Source organism: Azoarcus sp. DD4, from assembly GCF_006496635.1.
Taxonomy (GTDB): domain Bacteria; phylum Pseudomonadota; class Gammaproteobacteria; order Burkholderiales; family Rhodocyclaceae; genus Azoarcus.
The window spans coordinates 2,069,609-2,085,725 of sequence record NZ_CP022958.1 but is presented as its reverse complement, the minus strand read 5'-3'; the positions used below and the strand labels follow the sequence as shown (position 1 = coordinate 2,085,725).

14 protein-coding genes are annotated in these 16,117 nt (G+C 64.8%); 4 read left to right on the top strand and 10 right to left on the bottom strand.

Features of this window, described 5'->3' with window-relative positions; all coding sequences use genetic code 11:
• Window positions 1–137: 137 nt before the first annotated feature.
• Together guaA and guaB are read right to left on the bottom strand one after the other, a co-directional pair.
• Window positions 138–1,703, bottom strand: a complete 1,566-nt coding sequence (gene guaA / locus CJ010_RS09705; RefSeq protein ID WP_141017848.1) for a glutamine-hydrolyzing GMP synthase — start codon at window positions 1,701–1,703, stop codon at window positions 138–140.
• Between the two features lie 81 nt (window positions 1,704–1,784).
• Entirely contained in the window at window positions 1,785–3,245 is a 1,461-nt protein-coding gene (guaB, locus tag CJ010_RS09700; RefSeq protein WP_141017847.1) for an IMP dehydrogenase, read from the bottom strand.
• A gap of 117 nt (window positions 3,246–3,362) precedes the next feature.
• Between guaB and CJ010_RS09695 the strand changes: the two genes are divergently transcribed.
• Window positions 3,363–3,893 (top strand): DUF4124 domain-containing protein, encoded by a 531-nt coding sequence (locus tag CJ010_RS09695; protein ID WP_141017846.1) that lies wholly within the window; start codon window positions 3,363–3,365, stop codon window positions 3,891–3,893.
• A gap of 21 nt (window positions 3,894–3,914) precedes the next feature.
• Here the strand turns inward: CJ010_RS09695 and CJ010_RS09690 are convergent, their stop codons facing one another.
• Both CJ010_RS09690 and CJ010_RS09685 read right to left on the bottom strand, forming a co-directional pair.
• On the bottom strand, window positions 3,915–4,241 hold the full coding sequence (locus CJ010_RS09690) for an RnfH family protein (protein ID WP_371415693.1): 327 nt from the start codon (window positions 4,239–4,241) through the stop codon (window positions 3,915–3,917).
• Entirely contained in the window at window positions 4,241–4,678 is a 438-nt protein-coding gene (locus tag CJ010_RS09685; protein ID WP_141017845.1) for a type II toxin-antitoxin system RatA family toxin, read from the bottom strand. The genes CJ010_RS09690 and CJ010_RS09685 overlap by 1 nt, the downstream gene beginning before the upstream one ends.
• Window positions 4,679–4,792: 114 nt before the next feature.
• Between CJ010_RS09685 and smpB the strand changes: the two genes are divergently transcribed.
• Both smpB and CJ010_RS09675 read left to right on the top strand, forming a co-directional pair.
• Window positions 4,793–5,239, top strand: coding sequence for an SsrA-binding protein SmpB (gene smpB / locus CJ010_RS09680; RefSeq protein WP_141017844.1), 447 nt, complete (start codon window positions 4,793–4,795; stop codon window positions 5,237–5,239).
• A gap of 77 nt (window positions 5,240–5,316) precedes the next feature.
• Window positions 5,317–5,910 carry an NnrU family protein gene (locus CJ010_RS09675; RefSeq protein WP_141017843.1) on the top strand — a complete coding sequence of 198 codons (594 nt, stop codon included), beginning with the start codon at window positions 5,317–5,319 and terminating at the stop codon, window positions 5,908–5,910.
• Between the two features lie 7 nt (window positions 5,911–5,917).
• Here the strand turns inward: CJ010_RS09675 and CJ010_RS09670 are convergent, their stop codons facing one another.
• From CJ010_RS09670 to CJ010_RS09650, 5 genes are all read right to left on the bottom strand, one after another.
• Complete coding sequence (locus CJ010_RS09670; protein ID WP_141017842.1) at window positions 5,918–7,477, bottom strand: YdiU family protein; 1,560 nt, start codon at window positions 7,475–7,477, stop codon at window positions 5,918–5,920.
• Window positions 7,478–7,583: 106 nt separating this feature from the next.
• Window positions 7,584–8,999: an ABC transporter permease gene (locus CJ010_RS09665; RefSeq protein ID WP_141017841.1), complete on the bottom strand. Its 1,416-nt coding sequence runs from the start codon at window positions 8,997–8,999 to the stop codon at window positions 7,584–7,586.
• Window positions 9,000–9,977, bottom strand: coding sequence for an ABC transporter permease (locus CJ010_RS09660; RefSeq protein WP_141017840.1), 978 nt, complete (start codon window positions 9,975–9,977; stop codon window positions 9,000–9,002). It lies immediately after the preceding gene.
• 1 nt (window position 9,978) lies between these two features.
• The gene (locus tag CJ010_RS09655) at window positions 9,979–12,186 is read right to left on the bottom strand and encodes an ABC transporter substrate-binding protein (RefSeq protein WP_141017839.1); all 2,208 of its coding nucleotides are present in this window, start codon (window positions 12,184–12,186) and stop codon (window positions 9,979–9,981) included.
• 28 nt (window positions 12,187–12,214) lie between these two features.
• Entirely contained in the window at window positions 12,215–13,123 is a 909-nt protein-coding gene (locus CJ010_RS09650) for a bestrophin family protein (RefSeq protein ID WP_141017838.1), read from the bottom strand.
• Window positions 13,124–13,288: 165 nt separating this feature from the next.
• Between CJ010_RS09650 and fabI the strand changes: the two genes are divergently transcribed.
• A complete protein-coding gene (gene fabI / locus CJ010_RS09645) occupies window positions 13,289–14,080 on the top strand; it encodes an enoyl-ACP reductase FabI (RefSeq protein ID WP_141017837.1) in 792 nt (263 codons plus the stop codon).
• An 86-nt stretch (window positions 14,081–14,166) separates the two neighbouring features.
• On the opposite strand, the gene CJ010_RS09640 is transcribed toward fabI, so the two are convergent.
• Window positions 14,167–16,062, bottom strand: a complete 1,896-nt coding sequence (locus CJ010_RS09640) for a SurA N-terminal domain-containing protein (protein WP_141017836.1) — start codon at window positions 16,060–16,062, stop codon at window positions 14,167–14,169.
• Window positions 16,063–16,117: the final 55 nt, after the last annotated feature.

Genomic DNA, 16,117 nt, shown 5'->3' with positions numbered 1-16,117 from the left:
AGACCCGTCACGGATACCGTAAAAGCAGCCTTGCTACCGTTGAACGCCCCTGAACGACGTTGATAGCTAAGTTATTGAACTGCCTGAAAAACAAGCGGGCTCGTGAACGTTCTTGAACGCTACGAACCGATCTTGTTTTATTCCCACTCGATCGTCGCCGGCGGCTTGCCGGAGATATCGTAGACCACCCGGTTGATGCCACGCACCTCGTTGATGATGCGGTTGCTCACCTTGCCGAGCAGGCTGTGCGGCAGTTCGGCCCAGTGCGCGGTCATGAAGTCCTGGGTCTGCACCGCGCGCAACGCCACCACGTATTCGTAGGTGCGGCCATCGCCCATCACGCCGACGCTCTTGACCGGCAGGAACACCGCAAAAGCCTGGCTGGTCTTGTCGTACCAGTCGGCGGCCCGCAGTTCGTCGATGAAGATCGCGTCGGCGCGACGCAGCAGGTCGGCGAACTCCTTCTTGACCTCGCCCAGGATGCGCACGCCCAGGCCCGGTCCCGGGAAAGGATGGCGATAGACCATGTCGTGCGGCAGGCCAAGCGCGACACCGAGTTCGCGCACCTCGTCCTTGAACAGATCGCGCAGCGGTTCGAGCAGCTTGAGGTTGAGCGTCTCGGGCAGGCCGCCGACGTTGTGGTGGCTCTTGATCGCATGCGCCTTGCCGGTCTTGGCGCCGGCCGACTCGATCACGTCGGGGTAGATGGTGCCCTGCGCCAGCCAGCGCGCCTTGGGTAGCTTCTGCGCCTCGGCCTGGAACACCTCGACGAACTCGCGGCCGATGATCTTGCGCTTCTGCTCGGGGTCGGACACGCCCTTCAGGTGCCCCATGAACTGCTCGGTGGCATCGACGTGGATGACCTTGACGCCCAACGAGCGGTTGAAGGTTTCCATCACCTGCGCCCCCTCGTTGAGGCGCAGCAGGCCGTTATCGACGAACACGCAGGTGAGCTGATCGCCGATGGCGCGGTGGATCAGCGCCGCCGCGACCGACGAATCGACACCGCCGGACAGGCCAAGGATGACTTCCTCGTCGCCCACCTGAGCGCGGATCTTCTCGACCGCTTCCGCGATGTAGTCCGGCATGTTCCAGTCGCGACCACAACCGCAGATCTCGTGCACGAAGCGGGCGAGCATCTCCTTGCCCTTCATCGTGTGCGTGACTTCCGGGTGGAACTGTACGCCGTAGAAACCTCTGGCCTCGTCCGCCATCGCCGCGATGGGCGTCGACTCGTTGCTGCCGATCACCTTGAAGCCGGCCGGCAGTTCGGTGACCTTGTCGCCGTGACTCATCCAGACGTCGAGCAGGCCGTGGCCTTCGTCGTTGGTGCGATCCTGGATGCCCTGAAACAGTTTGGAATGACCGCGGGCGCGCATTTCGGCATAGCCGAACTCGCGCTTGGCCGAACTCTCCACCTTGCCACCCAGTTGCTCGGCCATGGTCTGCATGCCGTAGCAGATGCCAAGCACCGGCACGCCGAGTTCGAACACTACCTGCGGCGCCCGCCAGTCCTGGGCTTCGTAGACCGAGTTCGGCCCGCCGGACAGGATCACGCCCTGCGGATTGAATTCGCGAATGAAGGCCTCGGAAACGTCGTAGGGATGCAGCTCGCAATACACCTGAGCCTCGCGCACGCGGCGGGCGATGAGCTGGGAAACCTGGGAGCCGAAATCGAGGATGAGGATTTTCTGGTGGGACATGTCCGCCTCAAGAAACAGGAAAGGCGGCGCCGGTAGTCTTACCGGCTGCCGCCTGGTCCGGATCGATGCCGGGATCGGGCATCAATCGACGTGGTAGTTGGGTGCTTCCTTGGTGATCTGAACGTCGTGCACATGCGATTCGCGCACGCCCGCCGAGGTGATCTCGACGAACTGGGCCCGCGCGTGCATCGTCGCGATGCTGTCGCAACCGAGGTAGCCCATGGACGCCCGCACGCCACCGATCAACTGGTGGATCACCGCGGTCACCGCCCCCTTGTACGGCACACGGCCTTCGATGCCTTCCGGCACCAGCTTGTCGACGTTGGCCGAGCTGTCCTGGAAGTAGCGATCCGCCGCACCTTGCTGCATCGCACCCAGCGAACCCATGCCACGGTAGGACTTGTACGAGCGGCCCTGATAGAGCACGGTCTCGCCCGGGGATTCCTCGGTGCCGGCGAAAAGGCCGCCCAGCATCACCGCATTGGCACCGGCAGCCAGCGCCTTGGCGATGTCGCCGGAGTAACGGACGCCACCGTCGGCGATCAGCGGGATACCGCTACCCGCCAGCGCGGTGGCGACATTGTCGACCGCGGTGATCTGGGGCACACCCACCCCGGCAACGATGCGGGTGGTGCAGATCGAGCCGGGCCCGATGCCGACCTTCACGCCGTCCGCCCCCGCATCCACCAGCGCACGTGCCGCGTCGCCAGTGGCGATGTTGCCGCCGATCACTTCAACGTTCGAGAAATTCTTCTTGACCCAGTTCACCCGGTCGAGCACACCCTGCGAGTGTCCGTGAGCGGTATCGACAACGATGACATCCACACCGGCCTCGGCCAGCAACTCGGCGCGTTCCTCGGTCCCGGCACCGACACCGATCGCCGCACCGACCCGCAGCCGGCCCAGTTCGTCCTTGGCGGCGAGCGGATGCTCGGTGGACTTCATCATGTCCTTGACGGTGATGAGGCCGCGCAATTCGCCGTCGTCGTTGAGCACCAGCACGCGCTCGAGGCGATGCTTGTGCATCAGCGCCCGGGCTTCTTCCAGGCTGCTGCCTTCACGAACGGTGACCAGGCGCGCATGCGGCGTCATGATCGCCGACACCGGTTGATCGAGATTGGTTTCGAAGCGCAGATCGCGGTTCGTGACGATACCCACGACCTTCTTGCCTTCCAGCACCGGCAGACCGGAGAACTTGTGCTGGCGGGTGAGCGCGACCACTTCACGCACGCTCATGGTCGGCGGGATGGTGATCGGATCCTTCAGCACACCGGATTCGAAGCGCTTGACCTTCAGCACTTCGGCCGCCTGCTGCTTGGGGGTGAGATTCTTGTGCACGATGCCCAGGCCGCCTTCCTGTGCCAGCGCAATGGCGAGACGGGCCTCGGTGACGGTATCCATCGCTGCCGACACGAGCGGGATGTTGATGCGGATGCGCCGCGTGAGCTGTGTCTGAAGGCTCACATCGCGCGGCAGGACCGTCGAGTGGGCGGGAACGAGAAGGACGTCATCGAACGTCAGCGCCTTCTGGATCACTCGCATGGCTTCTATCCTTTCAACCAAATCCGTATTATACAGACCGGTTGATCGCCTTGTAAGAGACCTTGCAGATCCCGTGCACGCGCAGCCCTGCATGGGACGTTCCGGAGAAAGCCCCGCATGATTCGCCGTGCCACGCTCACCATCGCCGCCCTTTCTCTGCTGACCGCACTGCCCGTCGGCGCCGAGATCTACAGCTGGCGCGACAAGGACGGCAAGATCCACTACTCGGACCAGGCCCCGCCCAGCGGCGACGTCAAGGTGTTGCGGGGCGGCGTGCAGCGGCCAAGCAGCCGCAATGCCGCACCGGCCGAGGGCGCCACCGAAGGCGCTGCGCAGGAACAAGGCCAGACGCAGGCCAAGCCCGCCGCCACGGAAACCAAGCCGAAAACGGCTGCCGACCAGGAACAGGCCTTCCGCCAGCGCCGCGCCGAAGCCGCCGAGGCGCAGGCCAAGGCGGACAAGGAAAACAAGAACTCGGCAGAGCGCGAACGCAATTGCCAGGAAGCGCGCAACCAGCTCGCCGCCCTGCAGTCCGGCCAGCGCATGGCCCGTTTCGGCGAGGGCGGAGAGCGCGTGGTCATGGACGACGCCATGCGGTCCGAGGAAACCGCACGCACCCAGCGCCTGGTAGACGATCTCTGCCGCTGATCCCCGCGGCAACCCGCCTGCTCAGGCGGCGTCGATCGCCCCGCCGCCTTTCTTCATGACCTTGCCCTCATCGGCGCGCTTCTTCCGTACCGCCTTGGGGTCGGCAATCAGCGGCCGGTAGATTTCCACTCGGTCGCGGTCACGCAACACGGTGTCGGCCTTCACCAGTTTGGCGAATATGCCCAGCTTGTTGGGGCCGTCGATCTCGATGTCGGGATACTTCCCGAGCAGACCGGACGCGATGACGGCATCGCGCACCGTCGCACCGTCGGGCAGATGCAGGCGCACCAGCTCCTGGCGCTGCGGAAGCGCATAGACCACCTCGATCTCGATATTGGAAGCCACCATCACCCCTTGGGATAGACCTGCGCCGCGCGCTTGACGAAGGAATCGACGAACGTGTTCGCGATATGGCTGAACACCGGCCCCAAGGCCTTTTCCAGCAACTTGCTCGAAAACTCGTAGTGCAGGTTGAACTCGATCTTGCAGGCGGTATCCCCCAGCGGCGTAAAGCGCCAGCTGCCATGCAGGTGGGTAAAGGGGCCTTCCTTCAGGCGAATGTCCATTTCGGTCGGTACGCGCTTGGCGTTTTCGGTACTGAAATGGGCCTTGATGCCGTGGTAGCTGATGTGCAGCGTCGCCGCCGTCACCGTGTCGCTCCGTTCGTGCACGTCGGCGCCGCCGCACCACGGCAGGAACTGTGGATAGTCTTCGCAGCGATCGACCAGATCGAACATCTGCGCCGGGGTGAATTCGATCAGAACCAGTTTCTTGACATCGGCCATGACGGACGGGGAACGGTTGGGTTGCCGAGCTGCTAAAATGCGCGATTCTACCGCAAGCCGAATGCCGTGCCGCCTGGCACGGTTGGCGACGCCTCCGGACGGACACGTGTTTCCATGAGCATCATCGACAACCGCAAGGCCTATCACGACTACTTCATCGAGGAAAAATACGAGGCCGGCCTCGTCCTCGAAGGCTGGGAAGTGAAGGCGATCCGTGCAGGCCGCGCCAACATCAAGGAAGCCTACATCATCGTGCGCGGCGAGGAGATCTTCATCCTTGGCATGCACATCACGCCGCTCACCAGCGCGTCGACCCACATCAAGGCCGATCCGACCCGCACGCGCAAACTGCTGCTGCACGGCGCCGAAATCGCCCGGCTGATCGGCAAGGTGGAACGCGCCGGCTTCACCCTGGTGCCGCTGGACCTCCACTACAGCAAGGGGCGGGTCAAGGCCGAGATCGGCCTGGCCAAGGGCAAGAAGCAGTACGACAAGCGCGAAGACGAGAAAAAGCGCGACTGGGAACGCGAGAAGCAGCGGTTGATGCGGGTGAAGACGTAGGACTTGCCGAACGCCGAGCGCGTGCAATCGTCATTCTGCCGCGCTAAGCTCGACCTTCCACCTTTGGGAGTCCGGTCATGAGCAAGCTTGCTACCAGCGGCCTCGTTCTCGGCCTGTTGATCTTTCTCGGCACGCATTCGGTCCGCATTTTTGCCGACAACTGGCGCAACGCCTGCATCGCCCGGATCGGGCCACATCGCTGGAAGGCGATCTACTCCGTGCTTTCCGGCCTCGGACTGGGCCTCATCGTCTGGGCCTATGCCGCCGGACGCGCGGAACCGACGATCCTGTGGCAGGCGCCGACCTGGAGCCGACACCTCGCCGCCTTCCTCACCCTGCCGGCCTTCGTGCTGATCGCCGCAGCCTATGTTCCGGGCACCCGCATCAAGGCGTGGCTGGGCCATCCGATGGTGCTCGGCATCGGGCTGTGGGCGCTCGCCCATCTGCTCGCCAACGGCAGCCTTGCAGACCTGCTGCTCTTTGGCGGTTTTCTGGGCTGGGCTGTGGTGGATTTCGCCTCGGCGCGCGCCCGCGACACACGCGCCGGCATGCGGTACGCAACACGCTCCATCCTCTTCGACGCTATCGCGGTGGCAGCGGGCATCGTCGCGTGGGCGGTGTTCGCGCGCTTCCTGCACGCCTGGCTGTTCGGCGTTCAGCCTTTCGCCTGAAGCCGGATCAGGAACTGCACGACAGCATCGAGCACCCCGCCTTCTGACGCGCCCAATCCGGTCGGCGCGCGGCGTAGCGCTCGCGCCCCGGCTGATCGTCGTAGGGCTTGCGCATGACGTCCAACAATTCACGCACGGGTGCGTAGTCGCCCTGCTCCGCCGCATCGATCGCCTGCTGGGCAAGGTAGTTGCGCATCACGTAGCGCGGATTGGCCGCACGCATGCGCTGACGCCGGACCTCGGTGGGAATCCCATCCTGCGTGCTGCGCACCGCATAGCGTGCCAGCCAGGCCGACAGCTCGACAGCCGACTCGGCACGCTTTTCTTCGTCGTAGAAGGCGTCCGCAAAGATCGCCGCATCCGGGGCGGCGAGATCGAGGTCGGACAGCGCGCGGAAGAAGATCGTCATGTCGATTTCGGCGCGCTTCATCAGGCTGTGCAACTCCTCGACGAGCGGCAGGTCGGCGTCGGCCAGTCGATCCCATCCCAGCTTGGCGGCCGTCATCCTGCGGCTTTCGAAGTCGTAGGTCTCGATGAAGGTGTTCATCCCGGCCTGCAACGGTTCGGTAGCCCCGAATGCCGGGAACAGGGCATTGGCGAGCTGCAGCAGGTTCCAGTTGGCGATCCTGGGCTGATGGCCGAAGCGGTAGCGCCGCCCCGCCGCGTCGGTGGTATTGGGGGTCCAGCCGGTGTCGAAATTGTCTATCCAGCCGTAGGGGCCGTAATCGATGGTCAGGCCGAGGATGGACATGTTGTCGGTGTTCATCACGCCATGGACGAAACCCACCCGCATCCAGTGCGAGACCATCACCGCGGTGCGCCGGCACACCTCGTCGAACCAGCGCGCGCGCCGAGCCTTGGCATCGCCCTCGATTTCGGGGAAATCGCGCGCGATGGTGAAGTCGATCAGGCGGTTGAGCAGATCGAGGTCGCCGCGCGCGGCGAGGATCTCGAAATTGCCGAAGCGGATGAAGGAAGGCGCGACACGGCACACCACCGCGCCCGGCTCGGCCTGCGGATTGCCGTCGTAGAACATGTCGCGTACCACCTGCTCGCCGGTTTCGACCAGGCAGAGTGCGCGCGTGGTCGGCACGCCGAGGTGATGCATCGCTTCGCTGCAGACGAATTCGCGGATGGAGGAACGCAGTACCGCGCGCCCGTCGGCGCGGCGGGAATACGGCGTCGGCCCGGCGCCCTTGAGCTGCAGCTCCCAGCGCTCGCCACGCGCGTTGATCGCCTCTCCCAGCGTAATCGCCCGGCCGTCGCCGAGTTGCCCCGCCCAGTTGCCGAACTGGTGGCCACCGTAGCAGGCCGCGTAGGGCTCCATCCCCTCCAGCAGACGATTGCCGCCGAACACCTCGGCGAACGCCGGCTCGGCAATGTCGGCTTCGCCCCAATCGAGCATTGCCGCGACCTCGGCGGAATGCGCGATCAGGTGCGGCGCCGCGACCGGCGTCGGATTCACCCGCGAATAGCTGGCGCCCTGTACCTGGCGGATCTGTGGCCCGGTCTCCGGATCGGCGGGCAGTTCGCGGACGAAGCGATTGTCGAAAACAAGTGGTCTCATCGGTCGGGGTTCGCGTTTTGTCGGGTTTTCACCATCAGATGACCGATGGCGGCGAAGGTTCGGCATGTTCGGCGCAGATCGAGCAAGGAGCGCGCCAGTGCGGGTGTCAGCGGCGCCGCGGATCGAAGGCATCGCGCACGACGTCGGCAAACAGGTTGGCCGCCAACACCAGCACGAACATGAAGACGAAGGCCGCGGCGAGCGACCACCACACCATCGGTTCGCGCGCGAGTTCGGCGCGTGCCATGTTGATCATGGTGCCGAAGCTGATGGTGGTCGGATCGACGCCGATGCCCACGTAGGACAGCACCGCCTCCGCCAGCACCAGGCCGGAGAAGTCCATCACCAGGGCGATCAGCACGATGTGCATCACGTTGGGCAGGATGTGGCGGCGCAGGATCCCGGCCGTACCGACGCCGAAGGCGCGCGCCGCCTGCACGTATTCCAGCTCGCGCAGCTTCAGCGTCTCACCGCGCAGGAGCCGGCACAGGCCGGTCCAGCTGGTGATGCCGAGGATGAAGCACAGCGCGAGCAAGCGGGCATCGGAACGCTCCGCGGCGGTGCCGAACCAGTGCGGGTGAGTGTCGATCACCACCTGCATCATCAGCACGGCGGCGGCAATCAGCAGCACGCCTGGAATGGCGTTGAGCACCGTGTACACATACTGGATGGCGTCATCCACCCAGCCACCGAGATAACCCGCTGCGATCCCCAGCGCGACGGCGAAGGGCAGCATCACCAAGGTGGTGATCGTGCCGATCACCAGCGCTGTACGCACGCTCTTCAGGGCAAGGTAGAGCACGTCCTGCCCGACCTTATCGGTACCGAGCACGTGGTAGTACGGCGCCAGCGCCCCCGCTACCGCGACGACCAGCAGCAGCAAGCCGGAGGCGAGCAGCGCGGCCCGCCATGCCAGGCTTGTGCGGCCCTGCACCAGGGCTTTCGCGGCAACAATCCAGCCACCATGAGAGCTTGCCAGTGCAGTCGCAAGCAGGCAAAAAAGCAAGGCGCTCGCCAGCATGCTACCACCGACCGCCGTCAGTAACCGCCTGCCTACGTCGTCGGCGGTATCGACATCGGGATCCGGCAGATGCGCACCGCCATACTGCAGACGCGGGTAGATGCGTGCCTGGCCGCCGCCAGCCAGTTCCACCGTCTCCCGTTGGTACAAGGTGGAGGCAAAGGGCGCCGAGTAAGTCTTCTCGGTGTTGAGGCGCAGGTCGGCCAGCAAGTGGTCGAGCACGCTCAGGACTTCGGCCGAATAGGTCGGACCACTCCGCGCGGCGTCGCCGTCGACTGTCGGCAAGGCCGGCCGGTAATGCAGGCTGTCGAGCAGGCCGACGGCGATGAAGGCCAGCAGCACGCAGGCCGACGCCATGCCTGTCGGCCTCTGTCCGACCTTGCGCCAGGCCTCGCGCAGGGGCGGATTGGCCCGCACATGCAGCGCGATCAGCACGCCGGCCGCCAACAGAACGAAGAGAAGCAGATCGGTCCACAACAGGACGGGCTGGAAGCTGCGCATCTACTGCAACCTCACGCGCGGATCGACCAAGGTGTAGGACAGATCGGTCAGGATCAGGCCGACGATGTAGAGCACCGAGCCGATGAAGACCATGGCGCGCACCACCGCGAAATCCTGCGCGTTGATCGCGTCGATGGTGTAGCTGCCCAGCCCTGGGATGGCAAAGAAGGACTCGACCAGCAGACTGCCGAGGAAGAGCAGCGGAATCACCACCACGACGCCGGTGAGGATGGGGATCATCGCGTTCTTGAGCACGTGCCGGAACAACACGGCCAGCTCGGACAAGCCCTTGGCGCGGGCGGTGCGGACGTAATCGCGCGAAATCTCCTCGAGGAAGAGCGTGCGATACCAGCGCACGCTGGAGCCGACGCCGCCCAGTACGCTGATCAGCACCGGCAGCACCAGGAAACGCGCCGCATCCAGCCCGCCCGCGTAGCCGGAGATCGGCACCAGCGCCCACAGCTTGGACACCAGCCACTGGCCGCCGATGATGTAGAAGAGACTGGAGATCGACATCATCGCCACGCACAGGACCACGCCCCAGAAATCGAGATAGGTGGCGCGGAAGAACACCAGCAGCAAGGCAAGACTGATGGACGCGAAGAGGCCGAGCACGAAGGTGGGCAAGGCGATCGCCAGCGACGGCCCCATGCGGGCGCGGATCTCGCGGCCGATGTCGCGACCGTCGTCGGCACGGCCGAAATCGAGCGCGAACATGCGCAGCGATTTCTCGAAGAAGATGGTGTCGGTCACATGCGCAATCCCTTTCGCCTCCGCATTGAAGAGCAGCGGGCGATCGTAGCCGCGTTCGACCTTCCAGCGCTCGATCGCTTCCGGCGTGGCGCGCTTGACGCCAATCTGCATGCGCGCCATGTCGTCGGGCGAATTGACCACGAAGAACAGCACGAAAGTCAGCAGGTTCACCCCGATCAGGATGGGCACCGCATAGAGCAGGCGGCGGACGATGTAGGCCAGCATCTCAGCGCACTCCCCTGCCCACCGTCGCGGTCTCGCGCTCGCGACGGCGCCAGTGCGACACCGCCGGCATCACGACCAGTGCGCCCAGCACGCCGAGCGCCAGCAAGGGCCACCACACCGGCCGGTTCCACTCGGCGCGCGCGGCCTCCCGCTCGGCGAGGTCGATGCGCTGGTACTTCAAGCCGTTGCGTACGATGCTGCCCGGCTTGCGGTTGTGCAGCCAGCCATGCTGCAGGGAGTAGGACTTGGGGTGGAAGCCGAACAGCCACGGCGCATCATGCTGGAGCATGGCCACCATGCGATCGATCACCGCCTGCCGCTGCGGACCATCCGGCAGCGTTTTCATCCGCTCGAAGAGCGCGTCGAATTCCGCGTTGGTGTAGTTCGACGCGTTCTGTCCCTGGTATTTCACCTTGCCCTGAGGGCCGTGAAGCAGGAACAGCATGTTCTCGGGATCGGGATAGTCGGCATTCCAGCCGAAAAAGAAGAGCTGGGCGTTGCCCAGGCGGATCTTGTCCTGGAAGCGGTTCCAGTCCGTCGGCCGCACCACGAACTGCACGCCGAGATCGCGGAACTGCTTGGCCAGCCAGTCGGAACGTGCCTTGTCGCCGAGCCCGCCTGGCGTGGTGTCGAGGTTGATGATCAGGGGTTCTCCGGTCTTCGCGTCGCGGCCGTTCGGATAGCCCGCCTCCGCGAGCAGTTGGCGCGCGCGTTCGACACCTCGGCGCAATGGACGACCATCACGCCATTCATACACCACCGGGTTGATGCCCTCCTCGCCCTCACGCGCACCGAAGACGCCCGGCGGAATCGGGTGCATCGCCGGCACGGCGCGGCCGTTCATGAAGATGGACACGAATTCTTCCATGTCGAGCGCGACCGAAATCGCCTGGCGCAGCTTGCGCGCCCTCTCGCGGGAGGCGGGGCCGGCCCCGTCGGGCGCCCCGACCACTGGGTCGAGCATGTTGAAACCCATGTAGAAGATGGACGGCGAGACCGAGGTAAGGAGGCGGATGCCGCGTTCCTGCATGTCGTCGGACAGGCTGACCTCGCCCTGGCTGGTCAGCACCACTGCCTGATCGAAGTTGTCTGACGACACGCCCGAGGCGTCGTAGTAACCCTGCAGAAACTTGTTCCAGTACGGAATGCCTTCACGCTCGCGCGAAAAAACCGCGCGGTCGATGAAGGGAATCGGCTTGCCGCAGTCCGCCAGCAGGCCTGCAGCCTCGTCGCCGGCTTCGCCCTCGCAGGGATAGTTCTCGCCGCGGAAGTTCGGGTTACGGGCCAGTTCGATACGGCCGTTGGGATCATTCTCCACCATCATGTAGGGGCCGGTGCCGATCGGCCACCAGTCGAGGGTGAGGTTGCGCTCGGCCATGCCCGGCTGCCCGAAGAAACGATCGGCCTCGGGCGGCACCGGCGCGAAGAAGGGCATCGACAGCCAGTACAGAAACTGTGGATAGGCCCCCTTGAGGGTGATGCGGTAGGTGTATCGGTCGACGATCTCGACGCCGGGCAGTTCGTAACGCGCGAGATCCAGCCGACCCGGTCTGCGCTTGAGCTCGTCCGCCAGTTGCTGCTGCAGGGTCTTGAGCCCCGGCAGATACTCCGCCATCAGTTCGAAGACCGGCGAGTGCAGCTGCGGATGCGCCAGGCGCTTCATCTGGTGGACGAAATCGGCGGCCTCCAACTCGCGGGAACCGGTTTCGGCAAAATCGGCGACTCCGTTCACGCCGCGCAGATCCTCGGGCTTCAGATCGAAGTAGCGCGGCGTGCCGTCCTCGCGCCTGGCGAAGGCCGGATGCGGCTGGTAGAGCACACCCTCGCGGACGCGGATCTCGTAGACGCTCCGTGCCACCCTGGACGCATCGACATTGGGCGGCAGTTCCCGGCCCCCAGCATCAAAGCGTTTGAGCAAGGGCATACCGGCGGCTGAACCGGGCTCGAGCTGGTAGGGGCGCTTGAGGTAGTGGTATTGCAGTGGCGGTTCGTAGATCTGGTAGACGAACACCGCCTCGTCTTCCGCATAGGACTGAACCGGGTCCAGATGTTTGGGGCTCTGGCTGAACGCGCTGTAGAGGATGTTCTGTCCCCGCTCAACCGCAGGGTAAGGATCGTTCCAGAGCGGTCCGCAGCCGGCGAGCAAGGAGGCGCCTGCAAGCGCGGCCGCAGCAAGGCGTATCGGGTGGAGTGGCACAGGGCGAGTCATCGCCCGCGAGTGTATGCGGCCTTGCCGCTCAAGTCAGTATGTAGTCTTGGGGAGTGGGCGCCGGCTGCGCCTTCTCGCCCAGCATCTCGCGCAGACTGGCCTCGATGCCGGCCGCCATCGCGTCCAGCGCCAGATCGTTGGGCGCAAGGCCGAAGGGTTCCTCGATCTCATCGCTCAGGGCTTCGAGCGCGAAGAAGGTGTAGGACACGAAGGCCACCACCACCGGCGTCATCATCCCGATCGCGTCTACCAGACCGAAGGGCAGCATCATGCAATACAGGTACACCGTGCGATGCAGGATGACCGAATAGGTGAAGGGCAGCGGCGTGCTGGCAATGCGTTCGCAGCCGCCCAGCACTTCCGAGAGCCCGGACACATGGACGTCGATCCGCTGCACCAACACGGGATCGAGTTCGCCCGCCTCGCGCCGTTCGCGCAGCCATTCAGCCAGCCAAAGCAGGATCAGCGCACAGGGAAAGCGCACCGTTTCCAGGCGTACAAGCAGCGAAGTCGGGAGCAGGCCGTCGAGACCCTTCACCGCCGGCAGGCCGCGCAACTGGTTGCGCAACGCAAAGGTGAAGGCGATTACCCCGAGGACGAAGGGGCGCGCATCGGTGCGCCGCCTTGTCATCGTCAGCGCCTGCCGGGTAACGGTGCGCGCCTCCACCAGCAGCCGCCCCCAAAGCTTGCGCGCTTCCCAGTAACGGTCGTAGCTGGCGCTGTTGCGAAAGCCGAGAAAGATCGCCAGCGCCACGCCCATCAGCGAGAACGGCGCCGAGGTCAGCGTCACCTTCCAGTGGAAGAGCTGTCCATGGGCCAGCACCACCGTGGCGGAAAGCAGCGTGGTGAATAGTAGCTGCGGAAGGATGCGACCGAGGATGGAACCACGACGGACGAATAGCAGCTTGAGCCAGTGCGGCCTGGGGCGAACGATCACGACGGCGACGCCCGGTGGGGCGCGATATGGAAGGGAGATGCGATTCTGTCAGGTTTCCCGACACCCTGCTGCGACGCAGCAACAATTTGTCGATATCCGATGGACGGAAGCGCTCGGGGAACTTTTCGATATAATCATCGGTTCTGTCACTCGGAGTTGTATTACATGGGCTTTCTCGCCGGCAAACGCATCCTCATTACCGGGCTGCTCAGCAACCGCTCGATTGCCTATGGCATCGCCAAGGCCATGCATCGCGAGGGCGCGGAACTTGCCTTCACGTACCAGAACGAGCGTTTCCAGGAGCGTGTGGCCAAGATGGCGGCCGACTTCGGCAGCACGATGCTCTACGCCTGTGACGTCCAGAACGATGCCGAGATCACTGCGCTGTTCGAGCAGATCGGCCAGAAATGGGACGGGCTCGACGGCTTGGTGCATTCGATCGCCTTCGCCCCGAGCGACGCGCTCGAAGGCGATTTCCTCGACGGGTTCTCCCGCGAAGCCTTCCGCATTTCGCAGGAAGTCAGCGCCTACAGCTTCCCGGCGCTCGCCAAGGCCGCACGTCCGCTGATGAAGGGCCGCAATGGCGCCATCCTGACGCTGTCCTACCTGGGCGCAGTCCGTACCATGCCCAACTACAACATCATGGGTCTGGCGAAGGCCAGCCTCGAAGCCGCGGTGCGCTACATGGCCGTCTGCGTCGGCCCGGAGGGCACGCGGGTGAACGCGATCTCCGCCGGCCCGATCAAGACGCTGGCCGCGTCAGGCATCGGCAGCTTCGGCAAGCTGCTCTCGTTCAACGAGCGCAATGCGCCGCTGCGCCGCAACGTCACCATCGACGAAGTCGGCAATGCCGCCGCCTTTCTCTGCTCGGATCTCGCCAGCGGCATCACCGGCGAGATCATGTATGTCGACGCAGGTTTCAACACCACCGCACTCGGCAATTCCGAACAGGTCTGAACCCGGCCGGGTGCGCAGCGCCCCGGCAGGTGAAAACAAAACGCCCGGCCATGTAGCCGGGCGTTTTGTTTTGAAGCGCCTGCCGCTTACTGCGCGGGCTTGTTCTCAACCAGCTTGAGCTGAACCTTGTAGCGCTCGCGCAACTGGTTAAGGAAAGCGCCGAAATCACGCTCGGAAACCAGCCGTCCGTACTGGCTGACCACTGCGGCGATGCGCGGGTCGTCGTCGGCCAGTTGCGGCCGATTCACCGCGTCGATGCGATACACGACATAGCCGCCGTCAGGCACGTTCACACCGACATGCGCCGGCAGCTTGCCGGTCGGGGCCGAAAACACCGCCTGCATGGCGGGCCCCGGCAGCGCGGGCGCGCCGCGTTGCAGCTTGCGACTCGGCGTCCAGTCTCCGCTCGGGCTCTCGCCCTTCTCCAGCGCGGCGAGCACGGCAGCGCCCCGTTCGGCGGCCAGTTTCGCCGCCTCTTCGTTGCGCAACTGCTGGTCGATCTGAGCCTTCACATCGTCAAAGGGCAGGCGCTGAGCCGCTTCGAAGGACTGCACCCGGGCCGCCACCAGGGTATTCGCCCCCGCCTCGACCGCCTCGGTGTTGCGGGCGTTCTTCACCACATCGTCGGAGAACAGGGCCTCGACCAGACGCGGACTGCGATAGCTGCCGAGCGCCTCGGCACCGCGGTTGATCCAGTCGCTGCTGCGGATCTCCAGGCCGAACTGGTCGGCCACCGGCTTCAGGCTGTCCGACTGCTCGTACACCATGTTGGAAAACTGCTCGGCAACTTCGGCGAAGCGGCGGCCGACAGCCTGCTTGCGCAGTTCCTCGACGATCTCGCCCCGCACGCTCTCGAAGGGACGAACCGTCGTCGGCTTGATGTCGGTGACCTGGATGATGTGAAAGCCGAAGTCCGAGCGCACCACCGGGCCAACCTCGCCCTTGTTCTGCGAAAACGCTGCATCCTCGAACGCCTTGACCATGGCGCCGCGACCGAAGAAACCCAGGTCGCCGCCGCGCGAGGCGGAACCCGGATCCTGCGACGACGCCTTGGCGAGCTCCCCGAACTGCTTCGGATCCTTGGCCAGACGACTCGCGATGTCGTCTATCGTCGCGCGCGCCTTGGCAACCGCATCTTCGGGCGCATCGGCGTCGACCTGGATCAGGATGTGGCTCGCGCGCCGCTCCTCGGCCTGACCGTAGCGCGACTGGTTGGCGTCGTAGTAGGCCTTCACCTCTTCGTCGCTCACCTTGACCGACTTACCAAGCGCCGCCTCGTCGAGCACCACGTATTCGGCCTTGAGTCGCGCCGGACGCTCGAAACGCGCGCCGTTGGCCTCGTAGTAACGCTGCGCCGCACCGTCGGCCAGCTTCACCTCGGCCAGGTAGCGGTTCGCGGGGAAGCGCAGTTCGCGGATCTCGCGTTCTTCCAGCTGCGCGGCAAGGAAGCGCTTGGCCGACGCCTTGGGCGCAAAACCGGCCTCGGCAACCGAGGCCGTGATCTGCTGGATGCGCACATCCTGGGCGAGACGCGCCTCGAAACCGGCCGGTGTCATTCCCTGGGCACGCAGCAGCGACTCGTAGCGCTGCAGCGAGAAGCGGCCGTTTTCCTGGAAGGCCTCCACCGCAGCGATGGTGTCCTGCAGTTCCTGCGGGCTGACCACCATGTGATTGTCGGCCGAGTAACGGACAAGCACCCGCTGGTTCACCAGGTTGTCGAGCACCGAGCGGCGCAAGACCTCGGACTCAAGCAGGGCGCGATCGACCTGGCCATCCATGGTGCTGCGCAGGCGATCCTGGCGCTCGCGCAGGGCCTGGTCGAACTCGACCGCGCGGATGGGCGTACCGTCGACCACGGCCACATCGCCGCCGCCGGGACCGTCCTGGAAATAGGCATCCAGACCGAAAAATGCAAAAGGAACGATGAGCAGCGCCAGGATGACCTGGGCGACACGCTTGTTGTTGCGAACAGCCTCGAACATCTTGATTTCCGTGTAAGACTCGGGGATACGGCGCACAGGACAGGGTCGTGACGCC